The sequence below is a fragment of the Streptomyces tibetensis genome (assembly GCF_007655005.1).
In the GTDB taxonomy this organism is placed as follows: domain Bacteria; phylum Actinomycetota; class Actinomycetes; order Streptomycetales; family Streptomycetaceae; genus Streptomyces; species Streptomyces tibetensis.
Genome location: NZ_SZVW01000001.1, coordinates 561,256 through 576,181, shown reverse-complemented (window position 1 = coordinate 576,181; position 14,926 = coordinate 561,256). Strand labels below are relative to the sequence as shown.

The window sequence follows — 14,926 nt, the reverse complement described above, 5'->3', positions numbered from 1 at the left end:
CGCCGAGGGCATCGACATGGGCCCGTCCCCCACGGACGCCGCCCTGGCCGCCGATCTGGCGCTGCCGATCGAGGAGCTCGAGCTCACCGTTCGGTCGTACAACTGCCTCAAGCGCGAGGGCATCCACTCCGTGGGTGAGCTCGTGGCGCGTTCCGAGGCCGACCTGCTCGACATCCGCAACTTCGGTGCGAAGTCGATCGACGAGGTCAAGGCGAAGCTGGCCGGCATGGGCCTGGCCCTCAAGGACAGCCCGCCCGGATTCGACCCCACCGCCGCGGCGGACGCGTTCGGCGCGGACGACGATGCGGACGCCGGGTTCGTCGAGACCGAGCAGTACTGAGAGCTCGGGACCGACTGCCGGTTCCTGGCTGCGGGATCGTTGTGGCTGATCGCGCAGTTCCCGCGCCCCTTCGGGGGCGCGGACCCTTCCGGGCGTCTGAAAGGGCTCCCGGATCTCTGACAGGCAACCGTCTGCTCAGATACTGACCCCGGTACCTGATACGGCCGGGGCAGACACCTAGGAGAAACACCATGCCGAAGCCCACCAAGGGTGCCCGTATGGGCGGCAGCGCCGCGCACGAGAAGCTCCTCCTCGCGAACCTCGCGAAGGCGCTGTTCGAGCACGGCCGCATCACCACCACCGAGGCGAAGGCGCGCAAGCTGCGTCCGTACGCCGAGCGTCTGGTCACCAAGGCGAAGAAGGGCGACCTTCACAACCGCCGTCAGGTGCTCCAGGTCATCACGGACAAGAGCATCGTGCACACGCTCTTCACCGAGATCGGCCCGCGCTACGAGAACCGTCCGGGTGGCTACACCCGCATCACCAAGATCGGTAACCGCCGTGGCGACAACGCGCCCATGGCCGTCATCGAGCTGGTCGAGGCGCTGACGGTGGCGCAGGAGGCGACGGGCGAGGCCGAGGCCGCGACGAAGCGCGCCGCGAAGGACAACGAGGCTGCCGAGGCTCAGGTCGACACGACCAAGGCCGAGGACGCCGAGGAGTCCAAGGACGCGTAAGCGTTCTGCCGGGGGCTGTGCGTTCGCGGCTGCGGGTTCGTGGTGGCTTGTCGCGCAGTTCCCCGTGCCCCTGCAAGGGCGTTGCGGGTCCGTTCCTTCACGGGAACGGGCCCGCTTTTGTGTTCTGAGAGGATCTGTACGTGAGTGACGAAGTAGAGGCCGGGCACGTGCGGGTCCGGCTCGATCTGTCGTACGACGGGAGTGAGTTCTCCGGGTGGGCCAAGCAGGCCGGGGGGCGGCGGACCGTGCAGGGGGAGATCGAGGACGCCCTGCGGACCGTGACGCGGTCGCGGCAGACGTACGAGCTGACCGTGGCGGGGCGTACCGATGCCGGGGTGCACGCGCGGGGGCAGGTCGCCCACGTCGATCTGCCGCGTGAGGTGTGGGCCGAGCACCACCAGAAGCTGCTGAAGCGGCTCGCCGGCCGGCTGCCCCGGGACGTACGGGTCTGGGCCCTCAGGGAGGCGCCGAGCGGCTTCAACGCCCGTTTCTCGGCGGTCTGGCGGCGGTACGCGTACCGGGTCACCGACAACCCCGGGGGCGTCGACCCGCTGCTGCGCAGCCATGTGCTGTGGCACGACTGGCCCCTCGACGTCGACGCCATGAACGAGGCAGCGGGCCGGCTGCTGGGTGAGCACGACTTCGCCGCCTACTGCAAGAAGCGGGAGGGGGCGACCACCATCCGCACGCTGCAGGAGCTGAGCCTGGTGCGCGGTGACGACGGGATCATCACCGCCACCGTGCGGGCCGACGCCTTCTGCCACAACATGGTGCGCTCGCTCATCGGGGCGCTGCTGTTCGTCGGGGACGGGCACCGGCCGGCCGACTGGCCGGGGAAGGTGCTGGCGGCCGGCGTACGGGACTCGGCCGTGCACGTCGTACGGCCGCACGGCCTGACGCTGGAGGAGGTCGGCTACCCGGCCGACGAACTGCTCGCCGCGCGCAGCAAGGAGGCGCGGAACAAGCGGTCGCTGCCGTCGGCCGGCTGCTGCTGACGCCGGCTCACTCGTCGGCCGCGGCCGAGGCCTGGGCCTCGCCGCGGCGGCGGATCTGGTTGAACGTGAACTGGGCCAGGTCGTCCCCGGTCCGGTAGACCGCGGTGTCCTTGGGCGTGACGTCCTTGCCGCTGGTGAAGCCGGCGTTGCTGAAGTAGGCGTAGCGGCCGTAGGAGTTGCTGGTCGTGCGGCAGAAGCCGGACTCGCAGAAGGCCTTCACGCCGCCGCCGGAGAGCGACTTGATGAAGCTCTTCTTGGTGCTCTGGGCCCTTGCCTTGGCGGCCTGTGCCTCGGTGTCGAAGACGGCCACGCCGACCGTCACCGCGACGCCGTCCCTGACGTAGGTCACCCGTATCAGTCGGGTGCAGTCGTTCCCGGTGAGGATCTTGGGAAGGGTGCCGCCGGCCGCCGAGGCGCAGTTCCTCGTGTCCGCCGTGGGGCCCTTCTTGTAGACCGTCTCGCCCACGGTGAGCTGGGTGCCCGGGAAGAGCGTGTCCGGGCTGAGCGGGGCCTTGTCCTTCTTCGCGCTGGCGATGAAGTCCTTCGGGTCCAGCGGCGGCGGGGCGCTGGTCGGGGCGAAGGACGGCGCCGAGGCGGACTGGCTCGGGATGTCGGACGAGGGCAGCGAGGTCGGGTTGCCCTGGTTGTCGCCGCCCGCCGAGACGACGGCCACGGCGACGGCCGTGCCGATCGCGACCGTGGCGAACGCGCCACCGCCGATCAGCAGGACCCGTCGTCGCTTGTTGCGCGCCTCGGAGGCTTCAGCGAGCGCTGCCCAGTCCGGAGACTGGCCGCCCCCGCCGTTCCAGGGCTGCTGCGACTGCGGTTTCCAGGGATCCCACTGGGACTGAGGTCCCCCCTGCCCAAAGCTCATGGGGCGCATCTTAGACGGGACAAGGGGCGCGCTGGTCCGCCCGGTTGGGCTTCCGAACCCCTAGCGTTCCTCCCATGCGCACGGGCAAAGGCGACATCTGTGGGTGGTTGGGGCGACTGCTGCCGACCGTGGCGCTGCTGGTGTGTCTGCTGTCCTGGCCGGCCCTCGCGGCCGGGGTGTGGCCGTCGGTCGTGGTGGGGGCGCTGGGGGCGTTCCGCCGTCCGCGCGGCGGCGGGTCCGTGCTGCGGTGGTGCGCCGCGGTGGCCGTGGACGTGCTGGTCTCGTCGGTGTTCCCGTATGTACGGCCGCCGCGGCGGCGCACGCTGCGCAGGGTCGTCACGCTCTGCGCCGCCCTGTATGTTTCGGTGACCGAGCGGCTGCGGTGATACCGCGTTTTGACCCTTGTGGTGCGTCCCGGTATTCTGCTTGTTCGTTGTGTATTGGCTTGCTCATTCTCACGGGACGGGCCCTTACACCGGTCCACCGGGCCGATGACCAGCGACCCCACGTACGCGGTATGCGTCGCCGCAGTGCGGTCCAGGCTGTCGTGATCGTTTCGGTGACCAGTTATGGACCATTCACTCGAAGCGAAGGCTACGAACCGTGCGTACGTACAGCCCCAAGCCCGGCGATGTGACGCGCCAGTGGCACGTCATCGACGCTCAGGACGTTGTCCTGGGTCGTCTCGCCACCACTGCCGCGACGCTCCTCCGGGGCAAGCACAAGCCGATCTACGCCCCCCACGTCGACGCTGGTGACTTCGTCATCATCATCAACGCGGACAAGGTGCACCTGTCCGGCAACAAGCGGACCCAGAAGATGGCGTACCGCCACTCCGGGTACCCGGGTGGTCTGCGCTCCGTCCGTTACGACGAGCTGCTCGACAAGAACCCCGAGAAGGCCATCGAGAAGGCCGTCAAGGGCATGCTCCCCAAGAACACGCTGGGCCGTCAGATGCTCTCGAAGCTGAAGGTCTACAAGGGTGACCAGCACCCGCACGGCGCGCAGCAGCCGCAGCCGTTCGAGATCACCCAGGTCGCGCAGTAAGTCCGGCCACCCCCTAAGACTGAAGAGAATCTGAGGAGCATCGTGGCCGAGACCACTGCCGAGCAGCCGCTCGAAGAGATCGACATCGACAGCTACACCACCGAGTCCGAGGTCCCCGTCGAGGGTGAGTACACCTCGGAGTCCATGGCGTCCCGCTTCGGCGAGCCCCAGCCGGCCGCCGGCCTGGGCCGTCGCAAGAACGCCATCGCCCGTGTCCGGATCGTCCCGGGCACCGGCAAGTGGAAGATCAACGGTCGCACCCTCGAGGACTACTTCCCGAACAAGGTGCACCAGCAGGAAGTCAACGAGCCGTTCAAGGTGCTCGAGCTCGACGACCGCTACGACGTCGTCGCCCGCATCTCCGGTGGCGGTGTCTCCGGCCAGGCCGGTGCGCTCCGTCTCGGTGTCGCCCGTGCGCTGAACGAGGCGGACGTCGACAACAACCGCGGTCCGCTGAAGAAGGCCGGCTTCCTCAAGCGCGACGACCGTGCGGTCGAGCGCAAGAAGGCCGGTCTGAAGAAGGCCCGCAAGGCTCCGCAGTACAGCAAGCGCTAATCGCGTCGCCCGTCCTTGCGACTGGCTTCGCAACGATCGCCCCGGCGGCACGGTTGTGCTGCCGGGGCGGTTTCGTTTACACAACCCCTACAGCCCCCGGACAGTCTCAGGGGGTGTACTCGGGGATGTGAGCCGCATTCTCTTCAGCAATTCGGAGGACACCACTGTGGGACGACTCTTCGGCACGGACGGCGTGCGCGGTGTCGCGAACGCGGACCTGACGGCGGAGATGGCCCTGGGCCTCTCCGTGGCCGCGGCACACGTACTGGCCGAGGCGGGCACGTTCGAGGGGCACCGGCCGAAGGCCGTGGTCGGGCGTGACCCCCGTGCGTCCGGGGAGTTCCTGGAAGCCGCCGTGGTCGCGGGCCTCGCCAGCGCCGGCGTGGACGTCCTGCGGGTCGGCGTGCTGCCGACGCCCGCCGTCGCGTTCCTGACCGGGGAGCTAGGCGCCGACCTCGGTGTGATGCTCTCCGCCAGCCACAACGCCATGCCGGACAACGGCGTCAAGTTCTTCGCCCGCGGCGGGCACAAGCTCGCCGACGAGCTGGAGGACCGCATCGAGTCCGTCTACGAGGAGCACCGCACCGGCGCCCCGTGGGACCGGCCGACCGGGTCCGGCGTGGGCCGCGTACGCGACTGGGAGGAGGGCTCCGACCGGTACGTCGCGCATCTGCTGGGTGCCCTGCCCAACCGGCTCGACGGGCTGAAGGTCGTCCTCGACGAGGCGCACGGCGCCGCCGCCCGGGTCTCGCCGGAGGCGTTCCAGCGGGCCGGTGCCGAGGTCGTCACGATCGGGGCCGAGCCGGACGGGCTCAACATCAACGACGGGTGCGGTTCGACGCACCTGGACAAGATCAAGGCCGCCGTCGTCGAGCACGGCGCCGATCTCGGCATCGCGCACGACGGTGACGCCGACCGGTGCCTCGCCGTCGACCACACCGGTGCGGAGGTGGACGGGGACCAGATCCTCGCCGTGCTCGCGCTGGCGATGCGGGAGCGGTCCGTGCTGCGGTCCGAGACGGTCGTCGCCACGGTGATGTCCAACCTCGGGTTCAAGCTCGCCATGGAGCGCGAGGGCATCCGGCTGGTGCAGACCGCCGTCGGTGACCGGTACGTGCTCGAGGAGATGAAGGAGCACGGTTTCGCTCTCGGGGGCGAGCAGTCCGGGCACGTCATCATCCTCGACCACGCGACGACCGGCGACGGGACGCTGACCGGGCTGCTGCTGGCGGCGCGGGTGGCGCAGAGCGGGCGCACGCTCGCGGATCTCGCCGGGGTCATGGAGCGACTGCCGCAGGTGCTGATCAATGTGCCGGATGTCGACAGGACCCGGGTGAGGACGTCCGCGGAGCTGTCGGCGGCGGTCTCGGATGCGGAGCGGGAGCTCGGGGAGACCGGGCGGGTGCTGCTGCGGCCTTCCGGGACCGAGCCGTTGGTTCGGGTGATGGTCGAGGCGGCCGATATCGAGCAGGCTCGGTCTGTTGCGGGGCGGTTGGCTGATGTGGTGAAGTCGGCGCTCGGTTGATGAACGGGCAGGGGTTGGGGGCTGCGGTGGTCTGCGGGCTGCCGGTTGTCCGTGGCTCGTCGCGCAGTTCCCCGCGCCCCTGAAGGCGTTGTCCCCGAGCCCCCTTCAGACCCGTTGGCGTTGTTTCGTCCAGAACCACTTCTGGGCCAGCAAGGTGGCTGTGCCCGCCACGATGATGCCCAGCAGGTTCAGCAGGAGCTGCTGGGTGGATCCCCAGGTCTGGCTCGTGTCGCCGTAGCTCAGGGCGACCGCCGCGTTCGCCGCCGCCGGGACCGTGGTGACGGAGATGGCCACGCCGACCAGGGCGCCCGACTTGGCCGACGTCAGGGAGAGGGTGCCGGCGATGCCGGCCAGGACCGCCACGACGAAGGAGAACCAGTCGGGGGCGTAGATGAACCCGGTGTTGGGGCGGTCGCCCTCCAGCCGGGCCTCGGTGAACAGGCCGACCGCGTCCATGAAGAGGCTGAAGGCGACCGTGATCGCCATCGCCGCGGCGAAGCCCACCAGGAGGGCGATCAGCGAGCGCAGGGCCAGACGCGGCCCGCGCTGCACGATCGCGGTGCAGATGCCGGCGAGAGGGCCGAACTCCGGGCCCACCGCCATGGCGCCCACGATCAGGATCGCGTTGTCCAGGACCACACCACAGGCCGCGATCATCGTGGCCAGCGTGAGGAACGCGAGGTACGTGACGGAGAGGGTGGACTCCTCGTGCGTCGCGTCGCTCAGCTGCTCCCACAGGACGGCGTCCGCGCCCTCGCCCGGGGCGTCCGCCTCGGCCTTGTCCGCCCGCTCCGACAGGGACAGGTCGATGGACTCGACGGCGATGGAGCCGGTGGTGTCGATGCCCAGTTCCCGCAGCCCGGCGAGGAGTTCGTCGCCCGCCTCGCGGGCCACGTCGCACATCACCACGTCCCCGGCGGGGTCGCGGGCGGCGCCCGGCAGTACGACGAGGTGGGTGGTGCCGACCGTCTTCTCGATCAGCAGGACCACCTCGTCGGTGCTGTCGGCCGGTGTGATCAGACGCAGATGGAGCATGGCGCCCATCTAACCGGTCTTTCCCCCGGGCGTCACAGCTTGCGCAGGCTCAGCCGCTGCACCTTGTGGTCCGGGCCCTTGCGCACGACGAGGGTGGCGCGGCCGCGGGTGGGCGCGATGTTCTCCACCAGGTTGGGCCGGTTGATCGTGCGCCACATCGTCCGGGCGTAGTCCAGGGCCTCCTCCTCCGATACCTGGGTGTACTTGCGGAAGTACGAGGACGGGTTCTGGAAGGCGGTCGCGCGCAGCTTGCGGAAGCGGTTGAGGTACCAGGTCTCGATGTCCTCGACGCGGGCGTCGACGTACACGCTGAAGTCGAAGTAGTCGGCGAGACCGACGCGGGTCCGGCCGTCCTTGCCGGGCAGGGCCGGCTGGAGGACGTTCAGGCCCTCGACGATCAGGATGTCCGGGCGGCGGACCGTGAGCCTCTTGTCGGGGACGATGTCGTAGATCAGGTGGGAGTAGACGGGCGCGGTGACCTCGTTCTTGCCGGCCTTGATGTCGGCGACGAAACGGGTCAGGGCCCGGCGGTCGTAGGACTCCGGGAAGCCCTTGCGGGACATCAGGCCGCGGGCCTGGAGTTCCTTCGTGGGCAGCAGGAAGCCGTCGGTGGTGACCAGCTCGACGCGCGGGTGCTCGGGCCAGCGCGAGAGCAGGGCCTGCAGGAGGCGGGCGACCGTCGACTTGCCCACGGCGACCGAACCGGCGACCCCTATGACGAACGGGGTGCCCGACTGGGAGCCCTGCTCGCCCAGGAACGTGTTCAGCGCGCCTCTGAGGCCGTCGGTGGCCCCGACGTAGAGGTTGAGAAGTCTGGACAGCGGGAGATAGATGTCCCGCACCTCGTCGAGGTCGATCACGTCGCCGAGACCGCGCAGCTTCTCGACCTCCTCGGCCGTGAGCGGAAGCGGCGTCTTGTCACGCAGCGCGCTCCACTCGGCTCGGGTGAGGTCGACGTAGGGAGTCGCCTCCGGGCGGGGCCGGTGGGCGCTCCGGGGCATCGGGGAGACCGGAGAGATCACAGTCCATTGTTACGGGCGTACGAACGGATGGTGAGGTGGGATCCGTCACCTGAACCTTTCGCCCCGCTTCGGCCTGAGAAAAGCTGATCCAGGAGGAATGTCAGTGGTGTGCGTCACAGTTGTGGCAAGGGTGGGCCCGGTCCTGGGTCCACGAACGCCTGGGAGTACCACGAACGCCTGGGAGTACCCATGACGTACGCGATAGAGGCGGAAGGCCTGGTCAAGCGATTCAAGGAGACCGAGGCGCTGGCCGGCGTCGACCTGGCGGCCCGCAAGGGCACGGTGCTCGGGCTGCTGGGGCCCAACGGTGCGGGGAAGACGACCGCGGTGCGGATCTTCGCGACACTGCTGCGCCCGGACCGGGGGAGGGCCCGGGTGGCCGGCCACGACGTGGTCGGGGAGGCCGGAGTCGTACGCTCCCTCGTCGGGCTGACCGGACAGTACGCGGCAGTCGACGAGAACCTGACCGGCACGGAGAACCTGCTGCTCATCGGGAGGCTGCTGGGGCTGCCGAGGCGAGAGGCGAAAGCGCGGGCCGGTGAACTGCTGGAGCGGTTCCAGCTGACCCACGCGGCCGGGCGGGCCGCGAAGACCTTCTCGGGCGGCATGCGCAGACGCCTGGACCTCGCGGCCAGCCTCGTCGGCCGGCCCAGCATCCTCTTCCTCGACGAGCCGACGACCGGCCTCGATCCGCACAGCCGTGGTGAGCTGTGGGACCTGCTGCGCGGCCTGGTCGCGGACGGTGCGACCGCCCTGCTGACCACGCAGTACCTGAACGAGGCCGATGTCCTCGCCGACGACATCGTGGTGATCGACAAGGGCCGGGTGATCGCCGAGGGCACCCCTGACCAGTTGAAGGCGCAGGTCGGCGGCCAGGTGCTGGAGCTCAGGCCGATCGTCGGGCAGGACCTGGCGCGGGCACACGCGCTGGTGGCCGGGGCCGCCGGGCCGGCGGCGCGGATCGAGGGCGAGACGGTCACTGCCCCGGTGAAGGACCCCGAGTTGATGCCGGCCGTGGTGCGCGCGCTGGACCGGGAGGGCATCGCGGTCGGGGAGCTGGCCCTGCGCCGCTCCTCGCTCGACGAGGTGTTCCTGTCCCTGACCGGCCACCGTGCCGAGCCGGGCCAGGCCGAGGAGGACGGCGGCGCGGCCGGCCACGACGGTGACGGCAGCGACCGCGACGGCACCGACCGCGACGGCACCGACCGCGACGGCACCGACCGTGGTGACACCGAGCCTGGCGACACCGTCCGCGGCGACACCGACGGTGACGGCAGCGACGGTGACGGCCCCGTTCGTGACGGCGACGGGCTGGAGAAGGCGGTGAGCCGGTCATGACCGCCACCGCCACGACTCTCACCGCACCGGTCACCGCGTCGGGCCGGGTGCCGCCCCTCGCCGGGCTGCGGCAGACCTTCACGATGGCCTGGCGGAGTCTGGTCGCCGTCAAGCACAATCCGCTCGAACTGGTCGACTACAGCATCACGCCGATCATGTTCGTGTTCCTGTTCACCTATGTGCTGGGCGGGCAGATGGCCGGCTCGCCCGAGGCGTATCTGAAATACGCGCTGCCCGGGATCATCGTGCAGAACACCCTGTTCATGACGATGTACACGGCGATGGCGCTCAACACCGACCTCACCAAGGGCGTCTTCGACCGGCTGCGCAGCCTGCCCATCGCCCGCTCCGCCCCGCTCATCGGCCGGATCACCGCCGACCTCGCGAAGCACCTGTGGGCGCTGGTGCTGATGATCGGCCTCGGCCTGGCCCTCGGGTTCCGCATCACCGGTGGGTTCGGCGGATTCCTGCTCGGCACACTGCTGGTGGTGGTGTTCGCCGCGGCCGTGTCCTGGGGCGCGGTGCTGATCGGGATGCTGGCGGGCGACGCCGAGAAGGTCCAGGCGTTCGCCTTCACGCTCATCTTCCCGATCACCTTCACCAGCAGCGCATTCGTCGTCGTCGACACGATGCCGGGCTGGCTCCAGGCGTGGAGCGACGTCAATCCGGTGACGCACCTGGCGGATGCGTTCCGCGGACTGCTGCTGGGCGGGGCGGTGGCGGAGCCGGTGCTGTGGTCGCTGGTGTGGGCGGCGGGCATCGCGCTGGTGTTCTATCCGTTGGCCATGCGGGCCTACCGGGCGAAGGTCTGAGGCGCTCGGGCGCGCGCCCGCACGTGCTGGTCGCCCGCCGGGTGACCCTGGTGGATGAGGCGGGACCACCGAGGCGACGGAGCGGAAAGTCGCCGTTGCGGGGTCGCGAAGGGCGGGATCATTTCCGATTTCGGGCACGCTGAAGGGGTTTTGAGAGAGCGTCGGCCCGTAGGCTGCGCCTCATGTGTGGAATCGTGGGTTACGTGGGGCCGCAGTCCGCGCTCGAGGTCGTGATGGCCGGGCTGAAGCGGCTGGAGTACCGGGGGTACGACTCGGCAGGCGTCGCCGTCCTGGCCGACGGGGGGCTGGCGACGGCGAAGAAGGCCGGCAAGCTGCTCAACCTGGAGAAGGAACTGGGCGGCAGACCGCTGCCGGCCGGCGCGACGGGCATCGGGCACACCCGCTGGGCCACGCACGGCGGGCCGACGGACACCAACGCCCACCCGCACATCGACAACGCGGGACGGGTCGCGGTGGTGCACAACGGCATCATCGAGAACTTCGCCCTGCTGCGCGCCGAGCTCGCGGAGCGCGGCCACGACCTGACCTCCGAGACGGACACCGAGGTCGTCGCCCATCTGCTCGCCGAGGAGTTCTCCTCCTGCGCGGATCTCGCCGAGGCGATGCGGCTGGTGTGCCGGCGGCTGGAGGGCGCGTTCACCCTGGTCGCCGTGCACGCCGACGAGCCGGACATGGTCGTGGGCGCGCGGCGCAACTCACCGCTGGTGGTCGGTGTCGGGGAGGGCGAGGCCTTCCTCGCGTCGGACGTCGCCGCGTTCATCGCCCACACGCGCTCGGCGATCGAGCTCGGCCAGGACCAGGTGGTGGAGCTGCGCCGGGACGGCGTGACGGTGACGGGCTTCGACGGCCGCCCGGCCGACGTGCGGTCGTACCACGTCGACTGGGACGCGTCGGCCGCCGAGAAGGGCGGCTACGACTACTTCATGCTCAAGGAGATCGCCGAGCAGCCCAAGGCGGTCGCCGACACACTGCTGGGCCGGATCGACGGCTCCGGGTCGCTGACGCTGGACGAGGTGCGGATCCCGCAGGGAGTGCTGCGGGAGATCGACAAGGTCGTCATCGTCGCCTGCGGTACGGCCTTCCACGCCGGGATGATCGCCAAGTACGCGATCGAGCACTGGACGCGGCTGCCCTGCGAGGTGGAGCTGGCGAGCGAGTTCCGCTACCGGGACCCGATCCTGGACGCGCAGACGCTGGTGATCGCCATCTCCCAGTCGGGCGAGACCATGGACACGCTGATGGCGCTGCGGCACGCCCGCGAGCAGGGCTCCAAGGTGCTGGCGATCTGCAACACCAACGGTTCGACGATCCCGCGCGAGTCGGACGCGGTGCTGTACACGCACGCCGGGCCGGAGGTGGCCGTCGCCTCGACCAAGGCGTTCCTGACGCAGCTCGTGGCGTGCTACCTGGTCGCCCTGTACCTGGGCCAGGTGCGCGGCACGAAGTGGGGCGACGAGATCCGGGCGGTGATCCGCGACCTGTCCTCGATCGCCGGTGCGGTGGATCAGGTGCTGGGCACGATGGAGCCGGTGCGGGAGCTGGCGCGCACGCTGGCCTCGAAGAAGACGGTGCTGTTCCTCGGCCGGCACGTGGGGTATCCGGTGGCGCTCGAAGGGGCGCTGAAGCTCAAGGAACTCGCCTACATGCACGCCGAGGGGTTCGCGGCCGGGGAGCTGAAGCACGGGCCGATCGCCCTGATCGAGGAGGACCTGCCGGTGGTCGTGGTGGTGCCCTCGCCGCGCGGCCGGTCGGTGCTGCACGACAAGATCGTGTCCAACATCCAGGAGATCCGGGCCAGGGGTGCGCGGACCATCGTGATCGCCGAGGAGGGTGACGAGGCGGTCGTGCCGTACGCGGACCATCTGGTCCGGATTCCCGCCACGCCGACCCTGCTGCAGCCGCTCGTCGCGACGGTGCCGCTCCAGGTGTTCGCGTGCGAGCTGGCGACGGCCCGGGGCAACGAGGTGGACCAGCCCCGGAACCTGGCCAAGTCGGTGACGGTGGAGTGAGCGGGAAGCCGGAGTGAGCGCCGAGGGGCGAAGGGCCGGATGCCCTTCGCCCCTCGGATCAGCCGGTCAGGCCGTCAGGTGCTCAACTCAGATGGGCAGGCAGGTCGCCGGGACCCAGCCCTCCACGCTGGTGCTGTTGGGGCCGCCGAAGTACCACTTGTTGCTCGACTTGCCGCAGGCCGTGTAGCTGCCGCCGGTGACGGGCTTGCTGCCGCCGAAGCAGATGCCGCCGTTCTGGCCCTTGCCCCAGGTGCCGAGAGCGGTCGAGCTCGTCTTGGGCTGGCTGCGGAGGTTGACGGTCGCCTTGGGCTTCACGTTGGTCAGCGCGCTGCTGCAGTCGGGCTGCGTCGCCGCGGCGGCGGTGCCGGCCGTGGCGACGGTACCGGTGAGGGCGGTGGCTATCAGGGCCGCGGTGGTCAGTGCGGTGCCCAGAGACTTGAGCTTCATGGGATCGGTGTCCTCCCGTTTGGTGCGATGCCGTTTGCTCATCGCGATCAGCGCGAACTCTACATCGGGGAGGGGAAGTTGAAGATCCGGGGCTGCGTGCGCGGCGCCTCGGGTGCCTTTCCCGGCGGATCCGGCCCGTCACCGTAGGGTGCTGCCCATGAGCATCATCGGGGTCGGCATCGACGTTGCCGAGATCGAGCGGTTCGCGGCTTCACTGGAGCGTACGCCCGCGCTGGCCGGACGGCTCTTCGTGGAGCGGGAGTTGCTGCTGCCCAGCGGGGAGCGGCGGGGGGTTGCCTCGCTCGCCGCGCGGTTCGCGGCCAAGGAGGCGTTGGCCAAGGCGCTCGGTGCTCCACCGGGGCTGCTGTGGACCGACGCCGAGGTGTGTGTCGGGGACACCGGGCGGCCCTGGCTGCGGGTGACCGGGACGGTGGCGGCCCGGGCCGCCGAGCTCGGCGTGCGGAGCTGGCACGTGTCGCTGAGTCACGATGCGGGCGTCGCCTCCGCGGTGGTCATCGCCGAGGGGTGAGGGCGCCTCCGGGACAGGGTCCGGATCAGCGTGGCCGTGCCGAGGAAGCCGATCGCGTCCAGGGTGGCCGGGCTGTCCGTGCCGCCGGGCGCTGTCGAGCTGGTCGGGTCTCGCCGATCCCCCTTCCAGCCCCGACAGGGTCACCGCCTCGACATGGTGGCCGTCTCGGCGCAACTCGGTGGATACCGGGTCGAACGCCCAACCGCCCTGCCAACCGCCCGGCACCATCACGAACTTCACCGCGTCATCGTAGGTGAGCAGAATCCGACGAGCCCTGCCGGCGATCGCCCGCTTCGGCACAGCTCGGGCCGACGGCGGCGACCTGCCACGGGAACCTCACGCAAAGGCGGCCGGCTCCGCTCCCCAGGCCCCCGCCGGTGTGGAGGCGGGGGCTTCGGGGCAGGGGCGGGTCAGCAGATCGACTGGCTGCTGTTCACCCGGGTGATGTTGCGGAACGTCGTGTTCTCGCCGCACGGGCTCTCCCTGATGGCCGAGTTGGTGACCGTCAGGTTCTGGATGGTGATGTCCCTGTTGTTGGGGAACTCCGAGCGGGCGGCCAGGCGCAGCTCGCCGCCGCCGGTGATCGTGCCGCTCCGCGCCGCGAGGCTGACGTTGTAGCAGTTCTCGATCAGGACCGAGTTGTTGCCGGTCTGCGAGAGCGTCACCTTGTCGATGACCGCCCCGCCGCTCTCCGAGACGCAGAACACGCCGCGTCCGCCGCCGCGGGCGACGACCTCGCCGACGCGGATGTTGGTGGGGTAGCCGCCGCCGATCCGGCCGTTGCGGTTGGCCATGCGGAAGGCGGCGTAGCCGGTGCCCGTTCCGGCGTTCTCGGCGTCCACCTTGGTGACGGTGGCGTTGACGGTCTGGTTGAGCAGCAGGCCCGACTCACCGACGTTGCGGGCCGTCACCGTGCCGATGGTGAGGCCGTCGACGCCGTAGGTCTCGACCGCGTGGCTGGAGGCGCCGGAGACGTAGACGTTGTCGATGCGGACGTTGCGCGTCCACTGGCTGGTGTCGCCGCGGTTGTCGATGCGGACGCCCAGGCCGCGTGAGAGGCGCATGTCGATCTGGCCGAGCACCACGTTCTGGACGTTGCGCAGGAAGATGCCGTAGAGCGGGGTGCCGGTGAGCTTGAGGTTCTGGACCTCGATGTCGCGGGTGCCGCGGGAGTAGACCGGTGCCTGGTCGCCCGAACCGCTGCCGGTGACGTTGATGGTGCCGCAGACGTCGAGGGCCGTGTAGCTCGGCAGGGAGATGCGGGAGCCGGCCGGGATCGAGCCCGAGCCGCGGACCACGACCCGTTCCTTCGAGGTGCGCCCGGCCGTGAGGCTGTTGACCGCGGCCTGGACGGCCGCGCGCATGTCGGTGCCGGTGTAGACCGTGCCGGCGCCGCGCCGGGCGGTCCAGTTGCCGCCGCTCTGCACGGCCTCGGCCTGGTGGGAGCCGTCTCCGCAGGCCAGTGCGCGTGTGGGGGCGGCCGTGGCGGGCTCGGTCAGGGTGGCGGCCGTGGTGAGGAGGGCGGTGGCGGCGACGGCGGCGAGTAAGGCGGCGGCTCTGCGTCCCATGGGGGCCTCGGTTTCGTCGGATGTGGGGGAGTGCGCACGCTCTGCAAGCGCTTTCTGCGCGGCCGGGAGTCTGGCAAAGGGACGGCAAAGCGTCAATGGGCGCGGCACGGATCGCGAAGCGGGGAGATGCGG

General features: G+C 70.2%; 16 protein-coding genes. 11 read left to right on the top strand and 5 right to left on the bottom strand.

Translation table 11 applies throughout. The annotated features are described in order from the left end of the window. The 3 genes from FDO69_RS02430 to truA all read left to right on the top strand — a co-directional run. Window positions 1–340: DNA-directed RNA polymerase subunit alpha C-terminal domain-containing protein (locus tag FDO69_RS02430; protein WP_276616025.1), on the top strand; the 340-nt coding region annotated here is incomplete at its 5' end. A 191-nt stretch (window positions 341–531) separates the two neighbouring features. After that, window positions 532–1,017, top strand: coding sequence for a 50S ribosomal protein L17 (rplQ, locus tag FDO69_RS02425; protein ID WP_031105230.1), 486 nt, complete (start codon window positions 532–534; stop codon window positions 1,015–1,017). 140 nt (window positions 1,018–1,157) lie between these two features. After that, window positions 1,158–2,012, top strand: a complete 855-nt coding sequence (gene truA / locus FDO69_RS02420) for a tRNA pseudouridine(38-40) synthase TruA (RefSeq protein WP_104777881.1) — start codon at window positions 1,158–1,160, stop codon at window positions 2,010–2,012. 7 nt (window positions 2,013–2,019) lie between these two features. On the opposite strand, the gene FDO69_RS02415 is transcribed toward truA, so the two are convergent. Next, window positions 2,020–2,886 (bottom strand): hypothetical protein, encoded by an 867-nt coding sequence (locus FDO69_RS02415; protein ID WP_104777880.1) that lies wholly within the window; start codon window positions 2,884–2,886, stop codon window positions 2,020–2,022. 74 nt (window positions 2,887–2,960) lie between these two features. Between FDO69_RS02415 and FDO69_RS02410 the strand changes: the two genes are divergently transcribed. The 4 genes from FDO69_RS02410 to glmM all read left to right on the top strand — a co-directional run bounded on the left by FDO69_RS02410 (window position 2,961) and on the right by glmM (window position 6,013). After that, window positions 2,961–3,272 (top strand): hypothetical protein, encoded by a 312-nt coding sequence (locus tag FDO69_RS02410; RefSeq protein WP_104777879.1) that lies wholly within the window; start codon window positions 2,961–2,963, stop codon window positions 3,270–3,272. Between the two features lie 217 nt (window positions 3,273–3,489). Continuing rightward, entirely contained in the window at window positions 3,490–3,933 is a 444-nt protein-coding gene (gene rplM / locus FDO69_RS02405; RefSeq protein WP_033308956.1) for a 50S ribosomal protein L13, read from the top strand. A gap of 42 nt (window positions 3,934–3,975) precedes the next feature. Then, window positions 3,976–4,488, top strand: coding sequence for a 30S ribosomal protein S9 (gene rpsI / locus FDO69_RS02400; RefSeq protein WP_062928598.1), 513 nt, complete (start codon window positions 3,976–3,978; stop codon window positions 4,486–4,488). A 166-nt stretch (window positions 4,489–4,654) separates the two neighbouring features. Continuing rightward, the gene (glmM, locus tag FDO69_RS02395; protein ID WP_104777878.1) at window positions 4,655–6,013 is read left to right on the top strand and encodes a phosphoglucosamine mutase; all 1,359 of its coding nucleotides are present in this window, start codon (window positions 4,655–4,657) and stop codon (window positions 6,011–6,013) included. A gap of 105 nt (window positions 6,014–6,118) precedes the next feature. Here glmM and FDO69_RS02390 read toward each other — a convergent pair whose 3' ends face one another. Together FDO69_RS02390 and coaA are read right to left on the bottom strand one after the other, a co-directional pair. Then, window positions 6,119–7,048, bottom strand: a complete 930-nt coding sequence (locus FDO69_RS02390) for a DUF389 domain-containing protein (protein WP_104777932.1) — start codon at window positions 7,046–7,048, stop codon at window positions 6,119–6,121. Between the two features lie 32 nt (window positions 7,049–7,080). Then, window positions 7,081–8,049, bottom strand: coding sequence for a type I pantothenate kinase (gene coaA / locus FDO69_RS02385; protein WP_167526506.1), 969 nt, complete (start codon window positions 8,047–8,049; stop codon window positions 7,081–7,083). A gap of 210 nt (window positions 8,050–8,259) precedes the next feature. On the opposite strand from coaA, the gene FDO69_RS02380 reads away from it, so the two are divergent. The 3 genes from FDO69_RS02380 (at window position 8,260) to glmS (ending at window position 12,250) form a co-directional block, all read left to right on the top strand. Next, entirely contained in the window at window positions 8,260–9,408 is a 1,149-nt protein-coding gene (locus FDO69_RS02380; protein ID WP_234387814.1) for an ATP-binding cassette domain-containing protein, read from the top strand. Further along, window positions 9,405–10,220 (top strand): ABC transporter permease, encoded by an 816-nt coding sequence (locus FDO69_RS02375; RefSeq protein ID WP_104777876.1) that lies wholly within the window; start codon window positions 9,405–9,407, stop codon window positions 10,218–10,220. Before FDO69_RS02380 ends, FDO69_RS02375 begins: the two co-directional genes overlap by 4 nt. 182 nt (window positions 10,221–10,402) lie before the next feature. Beyond that, entirely contained in the window at window positions 10,403–12,250 is a 1,848-nt protein-coding gene (gene glmS, locus FDO69_RS02370; RefSeq protein WP_104777875.1) for a glutamine--fructose-6-phosphate transaminase (isomerizing), read from the top strand. An 87-nt stretch (window positions 12,251–12,337) separates the two neighbouring features. On the opposite strand, the gene FDO69_RS02365 is transcribed toward glmS, so the two are convergent. After that, a complete protein-coding gene (locus FDO69_RS02365) occupies window positions 12,338–12,697 on the bottom strand; it encodes a hypothetical protein (RefSeq protein ID WP_138430027.1) in 360 nt (119 codons plus the stop codon). A gap of 157 nt (window positions 12,698–12,854) precedes the next feature. Here FDO69_RS02365 and FDO69_RS02360 point away from each other — a divergent pair, with 157 nt between their 5' ends. Further along, window positions 12,855–13,226 (top strand): holo-ACP synthase, encoded by a 372-nt coding sequence (locus tag FDO69_RS02360; protein WP_104777873.1) that lies wholly within the window; start codon window positions 12,855–12,857, stop codon window positions 13,224–13,226. 410 nt (window positions 13,227–13,636) lie between these two features. On the opposite strand, the gene FDO69_RS02350 is transcribed toward FDO69_RS02360, so the two are convergent. Next, entirely contained in the window at window positions 13,637–14,794 is a 1,158-nt protein-coding gene (locus tag FDO69_RS02350) for a right-handed parallel beta-helix repeat-containing protein (protein ID WP_104777872.1), read from the bottom strand. Between the last annotated feature and the right edge of the window lie 132 nt (window positions 14,795–14,926).

What these genes read in the sequence shown, in the direction of transcription:
- rplQ (WP_031105230.1), top strand. Translation starts at nt 532, where the DNA reads ATGCCGAAGCCCACCAAGGGTGCCCGTATGGGCGGCAGCGCCGCGCAC.
- FDO69_RS02415 (WP_104777880.1), bottom strand. Translation starts at nt 2,886, where the DNA reads ATGAGCTTTGGGCAGGGGGGACCTCAGTCCCAGTGGGATCCCTGGAAA.
- FDO69_RS02410 (WP_104777879.1), top strand. Translation starts at nt 2,961, where the DNA reads ATGCGCACGGGCAAAGGCGACATCTGTGGGTGGTTGGGGCGACTGCTG.
- FDO69_RS02390 (WP_104777932.1), bottom strand. Translation starts at nt 7,048, where the DNA reads ATGCTCCATCTGCGTCTGATCACACCGGCCGACAGCACCGACGAGGTG.
- coaA (WP_167526506.1), bottom strand. Translation starts at nt 8,049, where the DNA reads ATGCCCCGGAGCGCCCACCGGCCCCGCCCGGAGGCGACTCCCTACGTC.
- FDO69_RS02380 (WP_234387814.1), top strand. Translation starts at nt 8,260, where the DNA reads ATGACGTACGCGATAGAGGCGGAAGGCCTGGTCAAGCGATTCAAGGAG.
- FDO69_RS02375 (WP_104777876.1), top strand. Translation starts at nt 9,405, where the DNA reads ATGACCGCCACCGCCACGACTCTCACCGCACCGGTCACCGCGTCGGGC.
- glmS (WP_104777875.1), top strand. Translation starts at nt 10,403, where the DNA reads ATGTGTGGAATCGTGGGTTACGTGGGGCCGCAGTCCGCGCTCGAGGTC.
- FDO69_RS02365 (WP_138430027.1), bottom strand. Translation starts at nt 12,697, where the DNA reads ATGAAGCTCAAGTCTCTGGGCACCGCACTGACCACCGCGGCCCTGATA.
- FDO69_RS02360 (WP_104777873.1), top strand. Translation starts at nt 12,855, where the DNA reads ATGAGCATCATCGGGGTCGGCATCGACGTTGCCGAGATCGAGCGGTTC.
- FDO69_RS02350 (WP_104777872.1), bottom strand. Translation starts at nt 14,794, where the DNA reads ATGGGACGCAGAGCCGCCGCCTTACTCGCCGCCGTCGCCGCCACCGCC.